General features: G+C 65.1%; 11 protein-coding genes. 9 read left to right on the forward strand and 2 right to left on the reverse strand.

What is annotated here, in order from left to right:
* Positions 1-289: 289 nt before the first annotated feature.
* Positions 290-7,930 carry a hypothetical protein gene (locus tag QZV94_RS09575; protein WP_293677596.1) on the reverse strand — a complete coding sequence of 2,547 codons (7,641 nt, stop codon included), beginning with the start codon at positions 7,928-7,930 and terminating at the stop codon, positions 290-292.
* A gap of 219 nt (positions 7,931-8,149) precedes the next feature.
* Between QZV94_RS09575 and QZV94_RS09580 the strand changes: the two genes are divergently transcribed.
* The 8 genes from QZV94_RS09580 (at position 8,150) to QZV94_RS25130 (ending at position 19,573) form a co-directional block, all read left to right on the forward strand.
* On the forward strand, positions 8,150-8,452 hold the full coding sequence (locus QZV94_RS09580; protein WP_293677606.1) for a helix-turn-helix transcriptional regulator: 303 nt from the start codon (positions 8,150-8,152) through the stop codon (positions 8,450-8,452).
* A 71-nt stretch (positions 8,453-8,523) separates the two neighbouring features.
* Entirely contained in the window at positions 8,524-9,969 is a 1,446-nt protein-coding gene (locus QZV94_RS09585; RefSeq protein ID WP_293677597.1) for a hypothetical protein, read from the forward strand.
* Positions 9,970-10,295: 326 nt separating this feature from the next.
* On the forward strand, positions 10,296-11,957 hold the full coding sequence (locus tag QZV94_RS09590) for a type I secretion system permease/ATPase (RefSeq protein WP_293677598.1): 1,662 nt from the start codon (positions 10,296-10,298) through the stop codon (positions 11,955-11,957).
* Positions 11,954-13,318: an HlyD family type I secretion periplasmic adaptor subunit gene (locus QZV94_RS09595; RefSeq protein WP_293677599.1), complete on the forward strand. Its 1,365-nt coding sequence runs from the start codon at positions 11,954-11,956 to the stop codon at positions 13,316-13,318. Before QZV94_RS09590 ends, QZV94_RS09595 begins: the two co-directional genes overlap by 4 nt.
* Positions 13,319-13,437: 119 nt before the next feature.
* Entirely contained in the window at positions 13,438-15,036 is a 1,599-nt protein-coding gene (locus QZV94_RS09600) for a TolC family outer membrane protein (RefSeq protein WP_293677600.1), read from the forward strand.
* A 202-nt stretch (positions 15,037-15,238) separates the two neighbouring features.
* Complete coding sequence (locus tag QZV94_RS09605; RefSeq protein ID WP_293677601.1) at positions 15,239-15,394, forward strand: hypothetical protein; 156 nt, start codon at positions 15,239-15,241, stop codon at positions 15,392-15,394.
* 1,395 nt (positions 15,395-16,789) lie between these two features.
* On the forward strand, positions 16,790-19,039 hold the full coding sequence (locus QZV94_RS09610; protein WP_293677602.1) for a glycosyl hydrolase: 2,250 nt from the start codon (positions 16,790-16,792) through the stop codon (positions 19,037-19,039).
* 78 nt (positions 19,040-19,117) lie between these two features.
* The gene (locus tag QZV94_RS25130) at positions 19,118-19,573 is read left to right on the forward strand and encodes a demethoxyubiquinone hydroxylase family protein (protein ID WP_367254302.1); all 456 of its coding nucleotides are present in this window, start codon (positions 19,118-19,120) and stop codon (positions 19,571-19,573) included.
* Positions 19,574-19,683: 110 nt separating this feature from the next.
* Here QZV94_RS25130 and QZV94_RS09615 read toward each other — a convergent pair whose 3' ends face one another.
* Positions 19,684-19,824, reverse strand: coding sequence for a hypothetical protein (locus QZV94_RS09615; protein WP_293677603.1), 141 nt, complete (start codon positions 19,822-19,824; stop codon positions 19,684-19,686).
* 930 nt (positions 19,825-20,754) lie between these two features.
* On the opposite strand from QZV94_RS09615, the gene QZV94_RS09620 reads away from it, so the two are divergent.
* On the forward strand, positions 20,755-21,956 hold a 1,202-nt coding region (locus QZV94_RS09620; protein WP_293677604.1), incomplete at its 3' end, for a filamentous hemagglutinin N-terminal domain-containing protein.

A 21,956-nucleotide genomic window follows, 5' to 3' on the forward strand; every position in this document is an offset into this window, starting at 1 on the left:
GCGGGCAGTTGCACTGGTGGGCGGGACGGCTGGATCGTTTGTCGCAAGCGGCGGGGTGGGACTTGCCGCGGGCGGATCGGGGGTGGCTTGCGGGCAGCGGCGAGCCCTCGGCGCAATCAGGACCGCTTCACTAGACTAGGCGCCGTTTCGCTTCCCAAGCCGGTGTTGGCGGGCGGTGTTTGCGGTGGGTCGGAAGGTGGGCGGACAGCAAAAAGTCCCCGGACCGTGGGCCCGGGGACTTCATTGGGAGATCCGATGGGACTTTGCCCACCGGATCTTGAGATCAGCGTTAGATCAGGTTGGCGGCGTCGAAGGCGCCTGCGCCGTCCGGACCCGCGCCCACCAGGATAGCAACCCAATCGGCGCTGCCGTCACCGTTGCTGTCACGGAACACGTAGCCGTCGCCCGTCGCCGTGTAGGCGTAGAAGGCGTCGTCTTCGTTGGTGAGGAAGGCGTTCGCCGCGACGAGACCCGCCGCGAAGTCGGCCACCGCGGCTTCGTCATAAGCCGCGACCCCCTCGACGTCGATGCTGTCGCCCGCCGCCCAGTTGAGGATGCGGTCGGCCGTCGCAACCGAGCTACCCGTGTCGGTATCGCCGATCACATAGGTGTCGGGTTCGTTCACCTCGGCCGCGAACGGAACGGTCACCGTCTCGGCGCTAGCCGTGATGTTGCCCGCATCCGTGTCGTCGGTGATGGCGATCGCGCCCAGCTCGTTGTCGGCCACGTCGCCCGCCGTCGGCAGGAAGGTGACCGTCAGCGCGTTGGTGGTTGCATCGTAGGTGATGTCGTCGATCAGGGCGCTGTCGGTGAAGGAGGCCGGGTTGGCGTTCCATTCCCGGACGAAAGCCGCCCCGACCTGGTCCGCATCCGCACCATCCGGCACCGCGATGCCCTGCACCACGTCGCCTTCAGCGATCAGGAAGCCGTTGAAGGTGACATCGCCGTCCGCCGTGCCGGCGCCGAAGCTGCCGCCGAGCACGAAGGTGTGGACTTCGTTCACCTGGGCCGTAACGCCGCCGTCCAGGACGTCGGCGCCAGCGCCGCCTTCCAGGATGTCGGAGCCCGTGCCGCCCGACAGGGTGTCGGCGACAGCCGTACCGATCACCGTAGCGGCGGTCGGGCCGGTCACCGTCACCGTCACCGCAGTCGCCACACGGCTGAAGTCCAGCGTGTTCACGTCGTCGGTTTCGAAGAACAGGTTACCGTCTTCGTCGAGCAGTTCCTGCGCCGCGGTGTCGAACTCGAACTCGCTGCCACCGCTCACCGACGCGTCGGTGAAGGACAGGATTTCGAAGTCGAGCACGCCCTCGCCCGGATCGTCGCTGATCAGGTCGAGATCGCCGACGATCACTTCATCATCCGTATCGGCGGTGCCGATCAGGATGAGGTTGTTTTCGCCGACCGGATCGATGAGGCCGCCTTCGCCGCCGGTGATGTCGAGCACATCGAAGTCGAAGCTGAACTGGGCGTTCAGGAACGACAGGTCGATGGTGTCGGCCGGTTGGGCGCCGAAGCCCACGGCGTCATCGCCCACCACGATGGTGTCGCGGTCGTCGAGACCGTTGTCCACCAGCGTCAGGTTATCGAGCGCGCGATCGAGATCGTCGACGACGAAGATGTCGTCGGACGAGTCGTCGTTCACGATCTCGAAGCCGGTCAGGGTCAGGGACACCTCTTGCGGCCCGTCACCGATATAGACGGTGATCAGGTCGGAACCTGCTTCGACCTGGCCCAGGACAATCGTCTTGGCCACGGTGGCGTCGTTGAACGAGAACTCGTCTTCTGCGTCCTGGGACGCTTCGATCCGCAGCGAACCCGCGGCGATCTGGTTGAGCGCCGTGTAGCCGGTGATCGAGTCCTCGCCGCCGATGATCAGGCCGTTGCCGTCGGTAAAGTCGACGTCGATGTCGAACAGGTTGTTGTTCGCTTCGTCGCCCACATTGCCGTCGATGACATTCAAGGTGGCTTGGATCGAGCGGGTCAGCTCGTTGTAGTTCACCTCGTTGTCGCCGCCCCGCAGGTTGAACGTGTGATTGGCGTCGGTTTCCCGATCCGTCAGTTCCACGCGTTCGTCGTTGTCAGAGCCCTCGATCCGGTTCCAGGTCGCAAGCGCCTGGCTGACCAGGGGCGACCCGCCGGCGTCGTAGTATTCAAGGAAGTTGGTCGAGCTGAAGGGCACCGAGGTGTCCAGGTTCGACAGTTGGATACGGTAGGTGGCGCGGTCGAACGTGGCGTTGGTCGAGATCGGACCATCGTCGGCGTTGTACCGGATTTCCACCGGGGTGGTGGAGTTGGTCAGGTCGATCACTGATTCAGCGGTGGAGGCCACCAGGTTTTCGACGCCCGTCAGGAAGTCGACCCGATCGATGCCGGCGTCGAAGAGGCCGCCATCGTTATCCACCATCACATTGGCCACCGAGATGCTGCCCGCCGCGCCGAACTGCACCACGGCCGCGACGGCGTCCCCGGTGAAGCTGTAGTCAACGGTGTCGGAGCCAGCCGCCAGGTTGAACCGGTAGAGGCCGAGGTTCGGGGTTTCGGGGATGTTCGCCTCGCCGAACGGATTGACATCCGCGCCGGTCGTTCCGATGGCCCGCAGTTCAGCGATCGACTGGCGATCGAAGATCTCGCCATCGGCGTTGCTGTCGTCGGCCAGGGTCACGGCGGACCCGAGGTCAGGACCGTCGGTTTGGTCGTTGACCAGATCGTAGTTCAGGAAGCTGTTGAAGTTGACGTCCTGAGGTCCGGTGTCGCCATCCTCGTCGTTTTGATCGTCGAGGTTTGCCGCAACGATGACCGTGTCATTGCCGGCGGAGCCGGTGACGCGCTCGAAGTTGCCTGCACCGAAGAGTTGCAGGAGCTCCGCGCCGCCCGCGCCGACAACGCCCGAGTAGATGGCCGTGTCGAGCACCGGACCAAGGCCCGTCGCGCCTCCGATGTCGTGGAAGGAGATGGTCGCACCCCCCACGATGGCGGACACGTCGATCGTGTCGAGCAGCGAGTCGTTCTCCAGCGTCTTGTTCTGGAAGGTGACCGATTCGACGCTGTTGAGCGTGTCTGTGGCCACCACGTCGCCGACCCGACCGTCCGTCATGACAACCGTGCTGTTGCCGGCGGAGAGGACGTTGAGCGTAACCGTGGGCTCGGTCTGATCGCCCGTGCCGACGAAGTCGCTGTCGTAGACGACGTTGTCAGAGCCGGTTCCACCGGTAATGACGTTGTCCTTGGCAGCTTCCGTCTCATCGATGATGGCGGTGTCGTCACCCGACCCGAAGGTCACGTTCTCGACACCGTCCACCTTGATGAACACCGCATCGTCGCCGAGCACATCCACGGTGGCGCCGGTGATCGGGTCGAAGTTCTCGCCCGTGTAAATCACCACATTCCCGGCGTTGAGATCGCCATTACCCGTCAAGAAGTAGGTGACCCCGCCCGACCCGGTGGTGGTGTTGGACAGGCCCGTCAGGATGAGGGTGTCGCGGCCTTGGCCGCCACCAGGGCCCGCGGTCGCGGCCCCCGTCCCCGAGACGGTCCGGATGTTCTCGAAGTTCGTGAAGTCCGCAATCTGACCCGTGTCGAGCGTGCCGTCGCCATTGGCGTCGATGAACACCTGACCCGCGCCGCCCTGGGTCGCCACCACTTCGCCGCCCACGATCGCAAACTTGTTCAGATCGATCGTGAAGCGCGCATCCGGCCCGAAATCGGACTGGGCATAGACCAGCGTGTCGCGGAAGTAGTCGATGAAGTCGGTGCCGGGGACCAGGGTCTCCGCAAATTCCGACTGCAGCAGCAGCTCGATGCCGACGACATCAGGCGATCCGGCAAGCACGGAGGCTTCGTAGCCGTTGAGGACCTCGACGACGAAGTTTTCGACGCCATCGTCCGTGCGGTCGACGAGGTAGTAGTCCTTGCCGCCATCAAGGACGTCGCGACCGGCAGACCCTTGAACTCGGTCGTCCCCGGTGCCGCCTTGGATGGTGTCTGCGCCCGCGCCGCCGATCAGCAGGTCATCGCCATGGACGGCGAAGTTGCCTTCAGCGCCCTGTGCGTCGAGCCCGCTCGCGGTGGCCTCGTTGTACGGCACGCCGGCGACATCGTCGTCCGCGCCGCCGTCGATCACCTGGGCTTCCGAGCCGACCAACAGGCCACCCGTGGTGGCTGCGGTCTGCAGGATCGCCCGGGAATTGCCGGTTTCACCAATGAACAGCACGTTCTCGCTGTTGAGGGCGCCGTTACGACCGTTGAAGTCGAGCAGGTGCACTTCATGCTCGGCGTTGTTGAGCACGACCGCCGCAGCGATCTCGCCGCCCGACGCGTTCGACACGTCAACCGTCGGCTCGCGCATGAAGACGGTCTCTTCGCCGTCATAGGCGTTCTGACCAAGGGTGATCTCGGTGCCGTTGACGAGGGTCGAAAAGACGCTGCCCGCAGCCGTGTCGTCGTCCGTGAACGAGTTGATGAAGGTGACCAGACGGGTCAGGAAGTTGGTCTGGATGTCCACCTGCGACGTCGAGACCGTATTTTCGTTGTCGATCAGGGTGCCGTCGAGTTCCACCCCCACTTCGAGCGAATAGGTCACCCCGTTGACGGTGATCGTGACCACGTCTTCCGTCGTCAGGTTGGTGAAGATCAGGCGGTAGTTCTGGTCTTCAGCGATACGGGTGCCGTCCGCACTGAAGTCGATCACCAGGTCTTCGGCGTAGCTGTCGAGGCCGAGCGTGATGGCCGAACCATCGACCCCGTCATCATTCACGCCTTCGTTGTCGAAGCGATCCTCATAGGCTTTGTAGATCAGGCGATCCTGCGAGAGGAACTCGTCCGCAGCGCCGAACTGGAAGTTCGTCTGCACGTCCGAGTCCGCCGGCAGCGCCAGGTTGACGAAGCCGCCTTCCGACGCCTCGTCCGCCAGCTCACGCCCCAGCGCGTCCTGGATCAGGACGGTCGTTCCGTTGGACGCCAGCGTCGCCGACAGGTTGGCCGCAAAGTCGGTGTCCGGCAGAGCGTCGATCGCCGCGTTGATGGCGTCCACGAGTTCCTGGTAGGTCTCCGCCGCCCGGATCTCCGGGGTGTCAAGCACGACGGACTGGAAGACGCCGCCCACCCGCACGCCGGTTTCGATGGACGTGACCCGAGTGACAATTTCACCCAGCTCTGCGTCCGGCTGCACCACGCTCGTGATTTCGATGATCAGCGACGAGACGCCGATCGTGCTGGAGTCGTCGCGCCCGAAATCCTGCTCGTAGAGCCCGTTCCCGTCGGCGTCGCGGTCCCAGATGTTATCGCCGTTGGCGTCGCTGAGGCGATGGATGACATCCACGCCGTCGCCGCTCTGGTCGGTGGGGTCATCATTATAGAGGAGCTGGAACACGAAGTCGTCGTTGCCGGCGTTACCCTCCAACAGGTCGTTGCCTGCGCGGCCTTCGATGACATCGTCACCCAGGCCGGCGTAGAGGATGTTATCGATCACCTCGATGCCGATGGAGGGACTGTCCGAACCGCCCGAAGCCTGGGCGGCGAGGAAGGCCGCGAACGCCTCGAGGGTCTGCGGATCATCGCCGGCGTTTTCCGGATTGGCGAAGAAGGCCGCCAGATAGATCTGGTATGCCGCGGCGACCGATTCAGGCGTCAGCGGGCCCGGGCCGACGGTGCCGCCGGAGCCATCTGCGTCATCGGTGCCGCGCAGGTCCAGGTCGCTGACAATGCCGCGGTAGTTCTGCTGGTTGGCGAACACAAGTTCCGGATCATTCGAGCCGGCGGCGACGTAATCAATGCCGCCCAGGCCGGTGGCGTTGACATTCTCGATGCCCACGATCGTCGTCGCGGACCGATCGTCGGCGTAGTGGGTCTGGTCAGCGGTGAAGGTGCGCTCGGCGCCGCCGTAGCCTTGATAGCTCTCGTAGCCGAGATCGATGCGGATCGCCGCGTCGTCCAGGAAGCCGGGGAGATCCACGTCTTCCGCGATCACGTCGTCCAGAACCACAGCGGCCGCGGCCGCTTCCGTGGTCGTGCCCGTCGGGCGCGTCACGGTGTAGTCCGTCAGCCAAAGCGTATCGCCTTGAGCGTTGGAGCCGCCGTCGACGATGCCGCCGTCCATTTCCCAGACCAGGCCGTCATCACCGTCACCGCCATAGATCTCGTCGAGGCCGTCGTTGGTGATGCCCGCCAGGTTCGGGTTGTTCTGGAAGACTTTGAGGAACTTCAGGTCACCGCCGAACAACAGGTCGTTGCCCGCGCCGCCCGAGACCACGTCATTGTCATAACCGGCGATGATGGTGTTGGCGTCGACCGTGCCGATGACATTGAGCTGAGCGGACGAGCCGCGGCCGTAATTGGTGCTGCCGTAATCGTTGGCGCCGCTGGCGAGATCCTGATCTCCGCCGGTCAGGCGCCGCCCGCCAAGCTCGACATCGACGTCGTCGAGGAAGCCATACAGGTTGCCGGACGCGTTGAGGTTCTCGACTTCGCGCAGTTGACCGACGGTCACGCCGCTGCGGAGCTGAATGAAGCCTTCCGATTCGTCGAGCACGCCGTTGCTGTTCTCGTCGCCAAGCGAGCTTTCGAGCTGAACATTGACCGGCTCGTCGTCGTCGGTGACTTCCAGCAGCAGCCAGTCATTGTCCTGCGGGCTCTGGCTGTTCCCCGCCGAGGTGTCATCGGCGGTGGAGCCGCCGTCGATGAACAGATCGGTGTTGCCATCGACGCTGTCGAGGGCGGAAAACTCGGCGTAGAAGAAGTCGGCGTTGCGGCCGCCGGACAGCACGTCCGCGCCGCCCGAACCTTGAGCGATGCCGCCGCCGGCCAGGAAGTCATTGCCGATGCCGGTGAAGATGCGGTCGGCGCCGAGGCCGCCCAGCACGATGTTGCCGTCGGTGTTGACGCCGTCGCCGTCGAAGCCTTCGCCGTTGAACAGCAGGTCGCCCGTGAAGTTGGCGGGGGAGTTGTCGTTAAACGGATCGCGGGCGTAGGCGTCGATGATCTCGAAGCCGCCGATCACGCCGTCCGGACGGTTGCTTTCGACGCCGTCATTCTCGATCACGCCGTCGCCGTCGAGGTCGCGCCCCCGGAACTGGTCGTCCGGGTTGCTGAAGTCGATGCGCACGGCGGTGTTGCCGGTCAGGCGCGCCACGTCCGCGCCAGCGGCCGTGGTTTCGTCCAAGTCGAACTGCGGAACATCGGGGTTGCCCGTCGGGGGATAGGCGTCGAACAGGTCCTGCGACGCCGGGTCGGTCAGGGCGCCGTCCGTCAGCAGATCACGGACCATCTGATCGGTGGAATCGGCATAGCGGCCGACGTCGGCCTTGATCGCCTCGTTCAGCAGGAAGCCAATCAGCAGGACGTTTTTCGCGTAGCCGGCGTCTTCCGTCGGCAGCAGCTCGGCGGCCCGAGCCGCCAGGTAGCCTTCGACCGCGTCGCTCTTCAGGTACGCCTTCGCGGCGGCGACATTGATGCCAGCGGCCTCGGCCGCGGCCGTGCCGACGATCTCTTCATAGGCGAGATCCACGGCGTCGTCGTAGCCCAGGTCACCGTAGACGTCTTCGACCGCGGCAGCTTCGGCGGAGAAGAGCGCCAGGTTGGCGGCGAAGTTGTAGAAACGGTTCTCTTGGTTGAACTGCGCATAATAGTCGTCGTTCAGGTCCGTGGTGTTGGGGAGCGGACCGGTTTCATTGCTGTCGCCGCCAACCAGGAATTTCAGGCCGGCCTGCGAGGGGGCCTCGCCCGTGAAGTATTGGTAGGTGGCGATGGCCACCTTGGTGGTGTCGTTGGCGTAGAGTTCGATCACGCGCGACACCGCATCCGCGTCGGAGATCGCCCCGTTCTGCGTCTGCGCGGCCAGGGCTCCCAGGAACGCAGCGTCGGCTGCGCTCGGGGCATCCCCCAGATTGATGTTCGAGTAGTACTGAACAAGCGTTGCTTGCGTGAGCGCCATGCGACGTTCCCCAAAAAGAAGCCAGAGCCCGAAACAGCCCATAAGCCCGTGAGACCTGCGCTGGGTGTAGAGTAACTTCCATACCTTCGCAACCTCTTATGAGTTAACGGTTTCTGAACAAGGCTGCGGCCTTGTATCCCTTGAAAAAACGCCAGCCGGGCCGTAGATTGGAGGGCCAAGGGACCGGCGATGACCGGGCCGGTAATGGGACAACGAGCGATGTATGGAAATCCGCAAAGGCGAAGCGCCGCGGACGTCCAGACCCTCCGCAGAGAGGGAGGACAGTGGCTGCGGGCGCAGCGCGAGGGCGCCGGTCTTTCGCAGCGCCAGCTGGCCGCCCGGATTGGCGCCGACTACTACACCTTCATTTCCCAGCTTGAGACGGGTCGCGGACGCCTGCCGCCAGACCGCTACCGCGAATGGGCCCAAGCGTTGGGACTCGACACGCGCAAGTTCGTCACCGAACTGATGCGCTTCTACGATCCCATCACTCACGAAATTCTATTCGATTCCGCCGGCTGAACCGTTCAGGCGCTTGCGCCTGAACGTCGTGAAGGGCTTCGTTAAGGAAGCATAAGGGATAATCGCCCGGCATGGTCGCTCAGGTCGTCTCGTTCTTCAGCCGCGTGCGCGCGACGCCGGATTGGTCGCAGCAGGAACTTGCCGAATTCTATCGCGTCGAGGCCGCCCTCATCCAGGCCGGAATCCAGGTGGAAACCGACCGCGGGCTGTCCGACGAGGGCGATCCCTGGTTCGTGTTCTGCCGGGCCGAGGACGGCGAAGTGGTGATCCACTTCGCCCGCTTCGATGGCCAGTATGTCATCGCGGGTCCCGCCTACGAAGGCATCGCCCGGGGTCATGATTTCGGCGCCCTCACCCGAGACCTGATCTCCCGCCATCCCCTCGTCCAGCCGCGCGGCCCGGCGAAGAAGACCAATGTCGTTCTTCACCCGGCCGCCTTCCTGATCGCCATTGTCGGCACCGCCTTCTTTAAATCGGGTGAGGCGCGGGCGAGCGAGCGCACGGACAAGCCCGCCGACGAGCCTGCCCGGCAAAAGCTGACCCTGAACCTGCCCACACCCGCCGCGCCGACAGCGACGATCAACATCGACGCCCAGCAGGCCCTCACCATCCTGACCAGCGCCATGATCGCCACCGTCTGGCGCGATCGGGCGTTCGCCGAGCAGCGCGACCATCGGCCCGCGACCTTGGAGTGGGGCTCCTCCCCGCTTGATCCGGACACCGACACCCGTTCGCTCACGGGGCACGCCATCAGCGCTCCGCTGGCGGCTGCGACGCCGCTCGGCTCCAGCGCCCTGACGCCGGAGGCGGCGGCCGAGGCCAAGGCCCTGTTCGCCATCATCGCCCTGTTGAGCGATCTGAGCGCCCCCGGCGCGCCGCCGCCCCCCGATCCGGCGGCGGCCGCCCCGGCGGGGCCGCCTCCGTCGGGGGACCTGGCCCCCGACACGCCCGGCGGGTTTGAGATCGCCATCGTCACCAATGCAACGAAGGGCTTGTCGGCCTTCGAACTGATCCGCGACACCAATCTCATCTCCGAACTCGGCGCGGGCGACGTTGCCTATTTGAGCGCCCTGCCCCGCCTCCTGGCAGAACTCATCGAGCAAGGCATCCGGGCGCGGGTCGAAAACGACGGCAGCGTCGATCTCGACGCCCCAGGCCCTGCGCCGGAGTTCCTGCCGCTCGCCATCGTCGACGATTCGTCCCTCATACCGCCCCTGCCGGTGTCGCCTGACCCGGTCTCGCCGGGTCCCGAGACCGGTCCCACCCTCACGCAGCTGCCGGGGGTCATGGCGCCGAATGCGGCCATCGGCGAGGTTATCGACCACTTCGTGGCTCACACCCAGCAGATCGAGGTCATGGTGGTGGACGATCAGATCGTCATCTACGATGTGAGGCTCACCACCAATTCGCACGCCCAGGCCAGCTTCCAGTCCATCACGTTCGACTTCGACGACGGCAGCTCGATCAGCCTGATCGGCGCGGTAAGCGCGATCACCGGCTACGACCTGATCGGCTGAGCCGCCAGGGTCCGGGCTGCGGGATCCCTGGCCACTGGCCTTTGGCGCGTGGAGCCTCCCGTGGCGTCCTGACGCGCCATTTTGGTCACAGGACCCCCTTCCCCGCCTTTCCGAACGCCATCGTGTCCGCTAAACAGCCGCGGCGAGATGGCGAGGTTTCGACATCGGAACGCGTCCGCCGGCTTCCGTCCGAATACGGAGAAGACGCCTCGGCGCGATCTTCCCCGTTTTGATCGGCTTGGGCCAGTCGCATAGGATCTCAGGCGAACCAGATGCTCTTCAGGCCTAAAGAAAAAGCGACGCCGCTCAACGATGCATTCCGCACCATGTATCCCGTCATCGGGATGGCTGTGGTCTTCAGCTTTTTCATCAACCTGCTCGCCCTGGTCAGTCCGCTTTTCATGCTGCAGGTCTACGATCGGGTGCTGACAAGCCGCAACGTCTTGACACTCGTCTTCTTGACCTTAATCGCCCTTTTCCTGCTGGCGATCTACGCCGTGCTTGAGACGCTACGCACCCAGGTGCTGGTCCGCGGCGGCGTGCAGTTCGACGCCAGCCTCCGCGACAGAATCTACCGCGGCGCTCTGGAAGTGAACCTCAAGCGACGGGGCGGCAACGAGGCCCAGGCTTTCCGTGACGTGGATTCGGTGCGCGAATTTCTGACCGGAGCCGGCATCTTGTCCTTCTGTGACGTGCCATGGATTCCCCTGTTCGTCGGCGTCGCCTTCGTCCTTCACCCCTATTTTGGCATCCTGGCCATCATTGCAGGCGCCCTGATCTTTGGTCTGGCCGTCGCCAACGACTACATCACCCGCGATGCGCTCAAACGCGCCACCGTGGCGGGGATCGCAGCGCAGAACGATGTTTCGGCGACGCTGCGCAACTCCGAGGTCATGTACGCCATGGGGATGTGGGCGGGCCTCATGCGGCGCTGGAAGCTCAAGCGCGACGAGATGATCGCCTGGCAAGCGACCGGCTCGGATCGCGGCGGCGGCGTGATGTCGGGGATCCGCTTCGCGCGCCAAGCCGTGCAGACCCTTATTCTCGGCGGCGGCGCCTTCCTCGCCATCGACGGCAAAATCAGCCCTGGCGCCATGATCGCCGCCTCCATCATCGTCGGCCGCGCCCTGGCCCCCATCGAAGCCGGCGTCGGACAGTGGAAGACCTATCTGAACGCCCGCGGGGCCTGGGATCGCCTGCAGAGCCTGTTCGACGCCACCGACGATTCCAAGTCCCGTATGGCGCTGCCCACCCCGACCGGCCGGCTTTCCGCCGAGGCCTTGGTCGTGGCCCCGCCCGGCCTGCGCACGCCCACCCTGCGCGGCGCCACCTTCACGCTCGAAGCCGGCGCAACCCTGGCCATCGTCGGGCCAAGCGCGGCCGGCAAGTCCAGCCTCGTGCGCGCCCTTGTCGGCGTCTGGCCCGCGCTCGCCGGCGAGATCCGACTGGACGGCTCGGAGCTCAAGCACTGGGATCCCCAGGCCCTCGGCTCACATATCGGCTATCTGCCCCAGGATGTGGAACTGTTCTCCGGGACTGTGGCGGAGAACATCGCCCGCTTTAACGAGGTCCACGCCGATGAAGTCATTGCGGCGGCGAAGCTGGCCGGGGTCCATGGCATGATCCAAGATCTGCCCGAGGGCTATGAGACCCAAATCGGCGATGGCGGCGCAGGTCTGTCCGGCGGACAGCGCCAGCGGATCGCGCTCGCCCGCGCAGTCTACCGTCAGCCGCCCCTCATCGTGCTGGATGAACCCAACGCCAGCCTAGACGCCACGGGTGAGGCGGCGCTCATCGAGACGCTCAAGATCCTGAAGGCAGCCCGCAAGACCGTCGTATTCGTGACCCACAAAACCAACCTTCTGAGCCTGTCCGACACCATCATGATCCTGCGCGACGGCGTCGTGGCTTCCATGGGCCCCCGCGATCAGATTCTGCGACAACTGGTCGACGCGTCCAAGGTCGCCCAGGCGAGCGCCAAGGCATGAAGTTCAAGTTCGGCAATCTGACCAACGTCCTCCCGTTCCGGCCCTCCGAAACCCCGGACACCGAGGCCCCCAAGCTGGCGGGCGACTACAAGCGCGTGGCGCGCGTCGGCCTCCTGATCATCGTCGCCACCTTCGGCGTCCTGGGCCTCTGGGCGGCCGTGTCTCCCCTCGACAGTGCGGTGATCGCACCCGGGGTCGTGTCGGTGGAGACCAACCGTAAGACCGTGCAACACCTTGAAGGCGGCATTGTGCGCAGGGTCCTGGTCCGCGAGGGCGACGAGGTGAAGGCCGGGCAAGTGCTGTTCGAACTCGATGCGCTGCAAGCGCGCGCCACCTTCGAGATGACCCGCAATCAGCTGGTCACCTTCTTCGCCCAGAGCGCCCGACTGGTGGCCGAGCGCGACAGGCAGGCCACCATCGCCTGGCCCGCGGAATTGACCGCCAACGCCGGCGATCCGCTGGTGACCCGCGCCATGGCGGACGAACAACAGCAGTTCCTGGAGCGTCGAGCCACCCTGCAGGGCCAGACCGATCTTCTGAACGCCCGAATCAGCCAGTTTCGCTCGGAGATCGACGGCATCAACCGCCAGCAGCAGGCGATGGAGGAGCAGATCGCCTATCTCGGCGACGAAATCGACGGCCTGCGTCAGATCTATGAGAAAGGCCTCGTGCCCCGCCCCCGGCTGCTGGCGCTCGAGCGGGAGCGTTCCGGCCTGCGCGGGTCCATCGGACGGGCGATCGCCGACCGCACCAAGGCGGAGAAGGGGATCAATGAGGCGTCCCTGCAAATCCGCCAAATCCGCCAACAGTTCAACGAAGAGGTCTCCCGAAGCCTTGCCGAAGTGCAGCCGAAGGTGGCGGACCTGCGCGAGCGCTACAGCGTGGCCTCCGACGCGGTCACCCGGGTGCAGGTGCGTGCGCCCGTCACCGGCTCCGCCCAGAACCTGAGGATCTTCACCGACGGCGCGGTGATCGCTCCCGGCGCTCCCCTCGTCGACATCGTACCGCGCGACGAGACGCTGGTGATCAACGCCCAGGTGTCCACCACCGATGTGGACAATATTCGGCCCGGCATGAAGGCCGAGATCCGCTTCCCGTCCTTCCACGCCCGCAACATCCCAGTGATCGAAGGCACCATCCACACCATCTCGGGCGACCGCCTGGTCAACGAAGCCAACGACCAACCCTACTTCCTCGCCATCGTCCAGGTCGATCCCGTCAAGCTACCCGCCGAGATCCGCAGCCGCCTCAACGCCGGCCTTCCCGCCGAAGTCATCATCACCACCGGACAGCGCTCCACCCTGCAATACCTCTGGTCCCCCCTCAGCAACGCCTTGCGCAAAACTATGCGAGAGGAATAGCTCTGCACCCCCCAATCAGGCGTCAGTCCCACTCGCGATCTCGCCCAGCTTTCCGCCTTTCCGGGTTCGAGTCTGGCGCGTTTGCTAGGGGCGCGGGATTTCGCCGCGACAGGGCTTCCATGATCATGCGTAAAGTCTTCGGTGGGCGGCCCCTGTGCGCACTGCTCGCGCTCTTCTGGGCGCTGCCCTGGGCCCTTGGGGCACGGCCCGCGCAGGCGGAAACCCTCGCCGAGGCGATCGCCTACGCGTACGAGGTCAACCCCGGCATAAACGCTCAGCGCGCTGCGCTGCGCGCCCTCGACGAAAGCTACGTCCAGGCCCGCGCGGGGTATGGCCTGACCGTCGGGGTCACCGCCGGGCACACCTACGAACGCCTCGATCGCGACCGGGCCCGCGAACAGGAAGCCACCACCAACTCCGCCGGCATCACCGTCACGCAACCGCTCTACACTGGGGGGCGTGTGCGCGCCCGCACCAACGCCGCCGAGGCGCGCATCCTCGCGGGACGCGAGCAACTGCGCCAAGCCGAGATCGATCTCCTGCAACGCGTCGTGGCAGCCTTCATCTCGGTGCGTCGCGACGAGGACATCCTGCGCATCAATCGCGACACCGCCGCCGTCCTGCAGCAGCAATACGACGACACCGACGCCAAGTTTCGCGTGAGGCAGGTCACCCGCACCGACTTGGCTCAGGCCGAAGGTCGTCTTGCCAACGCCCGCACCGCCGTCATCAACGCCCAGGCCGCCCTCCAATCCAGCCGCGCCCGCTACCTTGGCGTGGTCGGGCGACCGCCGGCCACCTTGGAGCCGCCGCCGCAGATCGACGCCCTTCCGGCCGACATCGATCGCGCCCTCGCCCTGGCCGAGGAGAAAAGCCCCCAACTCCTCAACGCCCTTTACGCCGAAGACGCGTCGCGCGCCCGCATCGCCGAGGCGCGCGCCGGGCGGCGCCCCAGCATCTCCGCTCGCGCCGACCTGCGCCACGCCCCCTTCCTGCCCTACGATCAGGCCATCTACGACGACACCTTCACCGCCAGCATCCAGCTCAGCCAGCCCCTCTACACCAGTGGCCAGATCAGCTCGGTCATCCGTCAGGCCATCCAGGAGAACAACCGCGACCGACTGACTGTCGAGAACGTCCGCCTCACCCTCATCCAGAACGTGGTCGACGCCTGGTCCCAGCTCGAGAGCAACCGTCGGGCCCTGGAAACCCTGCGCCAGGAAGTCGCCGCCAACCAGACTGCCTTCCTGGGCGTGCGCGAAGAAGAACGCTTCGCCCTGCGCTCCACCCTCGACATCCTCAACGCCAGCTCAGAACTTCAAAACGCCCAGGCCAACCTTCTGCGGGCCAGCGCCGCCGAGTACATCGGCCGCGTCCAACTCCTCGCCATCACCGGCGACCTCACCCCCCTCATCTTCGCTCCCGCCACCAAACTCTACGATCCCGCCCGCAACTTCCGGGACGTCCGCAACCTCGGCATGACCCCCTTCGAAATCCCCGTTCGCGTCATCGAAATCCTCACCGCCCCCGGGCTCGATCGCAGATCCCCCAAGCGCGTCCTCGAAGTCGACGTCCCGCCCCCCGTCCTCATCCCCATGCCTCCCGCACCCACACCTGCACCCCCTCCCCCCTCCATCGCCGACATCCTCGAAACCAGCCGCCAACAGGCCATCCGCGACGCACACAAAAACCCCATCTCCACACCCAAACCACAATGACCGGGACAAATTCGCGGCCGTGGCGACGCGTGGTCAGGACTTCGCAAACGGAGAGACGCGTTGTCGACTACCTGCGTAGCGTTTCCTGAGCTATGCTGTTCTCATGGAAGACGCGGAACTTCGGATTCTCGCCTGCCAGAGAGCGATTCTCGAACTCTCGGCCGTGGTAGGCGCTGCTACTCGAGCGAGAGCTTTGGGCCCGATGCTCGATGAACTGTCAATCGTGCGGGGTGACGAACGATTGGTGCTTCAGGAAGCTATACAACTCATCCGTGATGGAAAACTGTTGGCCGACGCCATGGCGATGGCAAAGTGGATGTACGGCGAGCAGGGTCCAGCTAATCCCTCGCCTCAGTAGCCGCAAATGCGTACGCAGCCCGCCGGGGCTTGGCCGGATCATTCTACTCCAGTCAGGCCGACCGCTCTGGTGCTCAGCCTTTGGTTAGAGGTTGAATGGGAGCGAGTGCACGCCTGAGAGGTTCGTGACGGTGCGATCATAGCAGTCACGACGCATTTCCAGTATTTGCGGCTGCAACACATACCCTCGCTGGGTCAGCACCGAGTGCCAAGGTCCCTCGTTCTTCAATGAACTTCGTCCCACCGCTCCAAGTCCTCAACAGACCTGATGGCGCCTATACGTAGCTAGAGCGCGCCAGGGTCCGCCGAGCGTCATTTCCGTGCAGCGTCGTTGAACTCTTTAATCGCGCCGCGCGGTGAGAGTCGCTCCGCAGCCAATCCGGCGTGCGAACTCATCGGCAGCCCACGGACTTAGAGTCACCTTGCTTGCCGTCGCCTCTTTCAGCGGCTAGGTAGCTCAATGCTGCAGGATTGCCCCCCAATCTTGCTTGGCGAAGAAGGCCTCCCCCCCAACCCCGGGAGGCCTTCGATCGTTTTCGAGCTAGAGGTCACCCTGCTCTTCCGCCTCTCGCATCGGCAGACTAACTCTTAGATCTCCGACCTTTGCAGACTAGGTTCTTAGTCGGCACTGACGGTCGCAGAGCCGCGAGGCCTGCAGGCGAACCGTTCAGGCAAAGAGGTAGGTCCGCGCGGACGCGTCGCGTCGCCTCGGTACGTCCCTAGGACATCAGGCACGGGCTCCGAGACCTGGCCCTGATCGGTGGGCCCAAGCGCCGCCCGGTGCATCCCGCCGAGCAACTCAGGTGAGCACCAGCGCGACGGCTGACGGTCGCGTTGATCACCAATCCTCGGCCTGCCGCCCGGCGGAGGTCTATTGCGCCTTGCTGGAATCCGGCGAGCCTATGCGCTTGCGGCTATGAGCCTTCCAAAGCCCGCCGACCCCGCCTCAGGCCGGCCCCCAGGCTTGCGCCAGCCATAGGGGAGCCCGAACCTCCATTCCGTTCCGCAATTCGTCACTCCGACTTCGGGACGGCCTCGCTGGGAGCGCTCGCGCTTGGGTCCGCCACCGATACGCCCCAATGATCCGCGTCGTCTTCAGCTCGCGCCTGGAGTCCCGTGTCCGTTCAGGTCTCGCCAGGCCCGCCGGCCACGACATCCCCAAGGAACGGCTGAAGGGCCCCGCCGCCGCCCACGGCTTCCGGCGCGTGAGAAGCCGCGCGCGGTCGCACATCAATTGGGCACGGTAGATTAAAATTGCGGCATTATTGAACACCGCAGCGTCGATCCCCACTCCATACCCGACAATACAGAATACCGCGGCCGTTAACCATAGTTCTGCCTCAGAATTTTAACTCCCTCCGATCAGTGTTACTGAACACGATCGGGATCCCACGACATGAAGCTTGGCGTTCAGACGCATTTCTCCCAGGGATGGAGCACCACGTTGCTCGACCGGGCCAAGGCTCTTGGCGTCACGGGGATCCGGGATTCTCAACCCTGGAGCGCAGTCGAGAAGACGCCCGACACCTACAGCTTCCCGACGGCCTACACGGACTACATGTCCAAGGCGGCGGTGCTGGAGGTCGGCACGCTCCTGACCTTCGCCAGCACCAACACCCTCTTCGACCGCGGGCTGACGCCCTACACCGCCGCGGGCCGGCAAGCCTATGCCGACTACATCGTCGCCGTGCTCGACAAGTATGGAAGCCGCGTCGAGGAAGTCGAAATCTGGAATGAGTTCAACGGCGACAACTTCGTCACCGGACCGGCCGCCGCGGACAAGGCGACCGCCTACACCGAGCTGCTGAAGGTGGTCTACACGACGGTGAAGGCGGCCCACCCCGAGGTGGTCGTCCTGGGGGGCGCGGCCCACTCCGTCGCCACCGGCTATCTGGAGGACCTCTTCGAGCGGGGCGCGCTCGACTACATGGACGCCGTGGCGATCCACCCCTACCGATCGACGCCGGAACACGTGGACGACGAGCTGCGCCACCTGACCGAGACGATGGCCAGGTATGGCGCCCCCAAGCCGATCTACGCGACGGAGTTCGGCAACCAGTTCTCGGATGCGGCGGCCGCGCCCGACTACCTCGTCAAGATGGTGACCATGATGAGCTCCGCCCATGTGGCGGAGAGCTATTGGTATGCGCTGCAGGACCAGAAGTGGTTCAGCAACATGGGGCTGTTGGACACCTCCGGCGCGGCCAAGCCCGCGGCGGCGGCGTTCGCCTATGTGCAGAAGGCCCTGCTGCCGCTGGGCGACGCCGTACAGGTGGACGTCGGCGACGACCGCACCCTGGTCTACCGGTTCGGCGAGGACACCTATGTGATGTGGGGCGCGAGCCGCCCCATCACGATTTCCGGCGACGTGGTCGCCCGCGACTCCAGCGGCAAGGTGATCGCGACGCCCACCGCGCTGGGCATGAGCCCTGTCATCCTCAGCGGGGAGTTCAAGTTCAGCCTCGGCGAGAGCCGGGTGGTCGCCGACAGCATGCTGGAGTTCGGCGAAGGCGCGTGGGGCTACTTCGCCAAGACCGCGGACGGCGCGTTGCATGAGCTCGGCCAGGTGGACAACGACTGGACCTCCTACATCGGCTCGGAGTGGTACAAGCCGCTGCGGATCAACGCCGACAGCCTGTCGCCGGCGGGAAGCGGCGCCAATCCGATCCAGGCCGTCTCGCGCTACACCGCCACCGCCGCCGGACGCACCGAGGTCACGGGCGCCTGGAAGGTGGGCTCCGCCGGCGACGGGGTCGACCTGCACGTTCTGCTGAACGGCAAGGAGATCTTCAGCCGGATCGTCACCGCCGAATTCAAGCTGTCGGGGCTGCTCGTGGATCTGAGGCCGGGAGACGTCCTGGACTTCGCCGTCGGGCCCAACCAGTCCGTGCTCGGGGACGCCACGGGCTACGCCATCCAGATCCTGAAGTCCGACAGCGCCGGACCGGCGTTCCGCGGCGACGCCGCCGTCACCGGGACAGCCGGGGACGACGCCTTGGTGGGGACCGGGGCGAACGAAGTGCTGAAGGGCGGAACCGGCCTGAACGCGATCGAGGGCGGCGGCGGGGTCGACACCGTCTCCTATGCCGACGCCAAGACGGGCGTCCAGGTCGATCTCAGCCGGCTCGACTTCCAGACGGTGAACAGGTTCGCCACGGACAAGCTCAGCAACATCGAGAACGTCACCGGGTCGGCCCACGCCGACACGCTGACGGGCGACGCGCGTCCGAACGTCCTGAACGGCGGCGACGGCGTGGACCTCCTGCTCGGAGGCCTGGGCGCGGACACGCTGATCGGCGGCGGGGGCGGCGACACGCTCACGGGCGGCGCCGATGGGGACCGCTTCGTGTTCAGCTTCATCAGCGATTCCAAGGGGTCGGGCGCGTCACGCGACGTGATCACCGACTTCCGCGGCGCCGAGGGCGACAGGGTCGACCTGTCGGCGATCGACGCCCTGACGAACGTGGCCGGCGACCAGGCCTTCAGGCTGGTCCCGTACTACACCAGGCACGCGGGCGAAGTGATGTTCACGGTCGAGGGCGGCAGCTGGGTGGTGAAGGGCGACATCAACGGCGACGGCGCCTCGGACTTCATGATCAAGTTCGGCAGCCCGGTGAGCCTGACGGCCGCCGACTTCATCTTCTGACGTTGCGAACGCGGAGATGGACAGCGCTCGCCTCATGATCAACGGCTTGGCGGCCGGTAGCGCATCTCGCTAGGTTCCATCACCGCCCGGCTACGCCGGACTGGAGTGCTGGCCTGCACCGCCGCCGTTGAGCGCACCGTGCACGGCCACCTTCATGAACAGATCGCCTTCGTAGGTCGTCGCGACAAGGAACTCGCGCCACTGGTCGAAGAGGTTCGGCCCGAGGAGCCTCCGAACTTCACCTTTGCAGAAGCCAACCTCGCCTCGGGGTCAAAGCTCACGCCCGTGCCATCAACGATCATTGCCTTGGCTACCGACTCCCCATCGCCGCCTCCACTCGCGGTGACTCGATCCGCCCAAGGCCGGTCACCCAGACGTCCCGAGGACGTCGCCGAGGAATGCTCGGGACCATCGCTCTGGTTTGGCGCGCCCCTATGCCCAAGTGCACGCCCGGTTGTTTGGAGGGACCGAGGTACGCACGAGGGTGAAGGTCCGATGGTCAGATCATCCAGTCATCGGTCAAGATGCCAGTGAGGTCCACGCGGTTGCCGTGGGCTGGCTCCATGGCGCGAGCGAACGGGAAGCCGTAGGACGTCAACTGACGCATCGCAGAGGTACCTGCCCCGCCAGGGCCGCGACGGATCCTAACGCCGCGGATACCAGATCACGATGATCCAAATCACCACGAAGGCCCCGACGATCCAGGAGCGGACCTCGGGCGTTACGTTCGCCAGGGTCATGTCGCGGAAGAAGGCCGAGGCTTGCTCGGCTGCGCTCTCGTTCATGGCGCGACGAACTCGGAACGGCTGCTGAGGGTCAAATGACGCGCCGAGAGAGGTAAAAGGAGGCGGCTCAGGTAGAGGGCTGTCAGCATCCTGCGCATCCAACTGTCCCCGCGAGCGACGCAAATAAAGGTCGGGGTCCACTACTCGAACAGCGCAAAGATCTGCGACCCTGAGCGCATCGCTGAGCCGCGCGTAATTTCGAGCCGCGCATAGTATTCATCGAAGACGTCGACCGCGCCAGGCTGACGGCGCACAGGCCCGCTGCGCGGTGCACCGGCTCGCGTTTCTGGACGAGGAGGAGAGGCGTACGCCGGGGACTGGATACCACGCCGTCTCGTCCCACATGATCGTGGCCGTACGCGTCCTTATCGTGTTGAGTAGCACGTTGGCGGAAGCGGCGGACTTGACCGTTCGGCGGTCGAGCGCCGAAAGCCAGGCGGGCGCGGTTGAGTATGTGCACCCGATTGCGCGCCAGAGCACGCTAAACACCTTGTGATTGTTGATATTTTCGTCTCCGTGTGGGGTAGTGGCGAATGCCACCCCTGAGGCTTGCGCGGCAGCGCTAAGCGGGCAATTGCGTGTCGATGAGACAGGCTACTCACAGCGCATCATCTTGACGCAGAGCCATGTCCGGCATGGCCCGGGTGGCTCGACGCATTGAGCTACGCAGCCAATATCTTCTCGCAGACGGCACCCGTTAACAACAAAAAGGGGAACTTATACGCGGCGCTCGGGCGGGCCCACAACACCGCGCTAGGTTGACCAACGAAGCCACGCCGCGCCCTCCGCCTCCGATCAGTGCAGGTCCACAGCACCTATTGGATCCCGAGTACAGGGCGGCTGAAACATCTGAACAAGGCGCGTGGGCCACTTTGCCACGCCATCTAGCAGGCTTCTCCGAAATCTGGTTGAGTGCGTGGGGGGGGTGCCATGTTTCAGGATCACTTTGATCGGGCCTTGCTTGGCCACCGCCGGCGGTTGGTCGCGCGCTCGGCGCTTTTCGGTGTGGCCTGGGCTCTGGCAACCACGGACAACGCCATTGCGTTGCCGATCGGCGGCGCGGCCGAGGTGAGCGTAGGCGGCAGTCTCCCGCAAATTGTCCGGTCAGATGGGCGCGCATCAATCCAGCTCAATGCCCCGCGCACGGCTATCACATGGTCCAGCTTCGACGTGCTTCCTAGCGAGGTCGTAAGCTACCGCTTCAATGACCGCAGTTGGATAGTTCTGAACCAGATCGAGAGCGTCACGGCTGCACGGATTGAAGGTGTCGTAGAAGGTCGTGTGGGCGAAGCATACGGGGGCAATGTCTGGTTTGCTTCGCGCCAAGGACTGATCTTCGGTCGCGGCGCCCAGTTCGATGCGGGCGGGCTACTGGCGGTCGCCGGAACGATCGATCGCGCGGGCTTCCTGGCCCCCAGCCAGACCCGGTTCGACGTGTCCGGCGCGGCCGCCAACGCGCGGATCATGGTGCTTGCCGACGCGCGGATCACCGGGCACGGCGGGCTGGTCGGTTTTGCGGGGCCGAGCCTCGTCACGCGATCCGGCGCCGTCGTCACTTCGACGGGTGACGTACTCTATGGCGCGGCGGAGACATTTCAGATTCGCTTGAACCCTGGGATCGGGGGCGACTTCGACCTCATCGACTTTATCGTGCTGAACGCCGGATCCGGCACGAGCGACAGCGTGGCCGCTGATCTTGCCGGTGAGACGCGCGCCAATTCGGTCTTCGTTGCAGCGGTCAGCCGTTCCGCCCTGACGGCTGCGGTCGTGAATCTGGAAGGCATGGTTACGGCGCGTCAGGCTCGCGCCGACGGCGGCGATGTCATCCTGTCCGGCGGCGGTGGCATCGCGGCGCGCCAGCCCGCCACGTCAGTGTCCAAAGGAGGCGCCGTCGATATCTACCTGAACCAGACAAATGCCGATCGCGATGTGAATATCGAGACCAGCGGCAGCATTGTGCCGCAATCCTGGCAGCGACCGCCCGAAGAGGCGGTCGACCCTCCCGTTCTTCAACCCCCCATCGATGACGAAGAAAATGGCGGTGGGGAGGGCGAGGGTGAGGGTGAGGGCGAGGGCGAGGGTGAGGGTGAGGGTGAGGGCGAGGGCGAGGGCGAGAACAGCGGGTCCGCGGG

Source organism: uncultured Phenylobacterium sp. (assembly GCF_902826855.1).
In the GTDB taxonomy this organism is placed as follows: domain Bacteria; phylum Pseudomonadota; class Alphaproteobacteria; order Caulobacterales; family Caulobacteraceae; genus Phenylobacterium.

Coding starts and splice junctions, on each gene's coding strand:
- QZV94_RS09605 (WP_293677601.1), top strand. CDS start 15,239: ATGCTCGATGAACTGTCAATCGTGCGGGGTGACGAACGATTGGTGCTT.
- QZV94_RS09610 (WP_293677602.1), top strand. CDS start 16,790: ATGAAGCTTGGCGTTCAGACGCATTTCTCCCAGGGATGGAGCACCACG.
- QZV94_RS09585 (WP_293677597.1), top strand. CDS start 8,524: ATGGTCGCTCAGGTCGTCTCGTTCTTCAGCCGCGTGCGCGCGACGCCG.
- QZV94_RS09615 (WP_293677603.1), bottom strand. CDS start 19,824: ATGAACGAGAGCGCAGCCGAGCAAGCCTCGGCCTTCTTCCGCGACATG.
- QZV94_RS09600 (WP_293677600.1), top strand. CDS start 13,438: ATGATCATGCGTAAAGTCTTCGGTGGGCGGCCCCTGTGCGCACTGCTC.
- QZV94_RS09590 (WP_293677598.1), top strand. CDS start 10,296: ATGTATCCCGTCATCGGGATGGCTGTGGTCTTCAGCTTTTTCATCAAC.
- QZV94_RS09575 (WP_293677596.1), bottom strand. CDS start 7,930: ATGGCGCTCACGCAAGCAACGCTTGTTCAGTACTACTCGAACATCAAT.
- QZV94_RS09580 (WP_293677606.1), top strand. CDS start 8,150: ATGTATGGAAATCCGCAAAGGCGAAGCGCCGCGGACGTCCAGACCCTC.
- QZV94_RS09595 (WP_293677599.1), top strand. CDS start 11,954: ATGAAGTTCAAGTTCGGCAATCTGACCAACGTCCTCCCGTTCCGGCCC.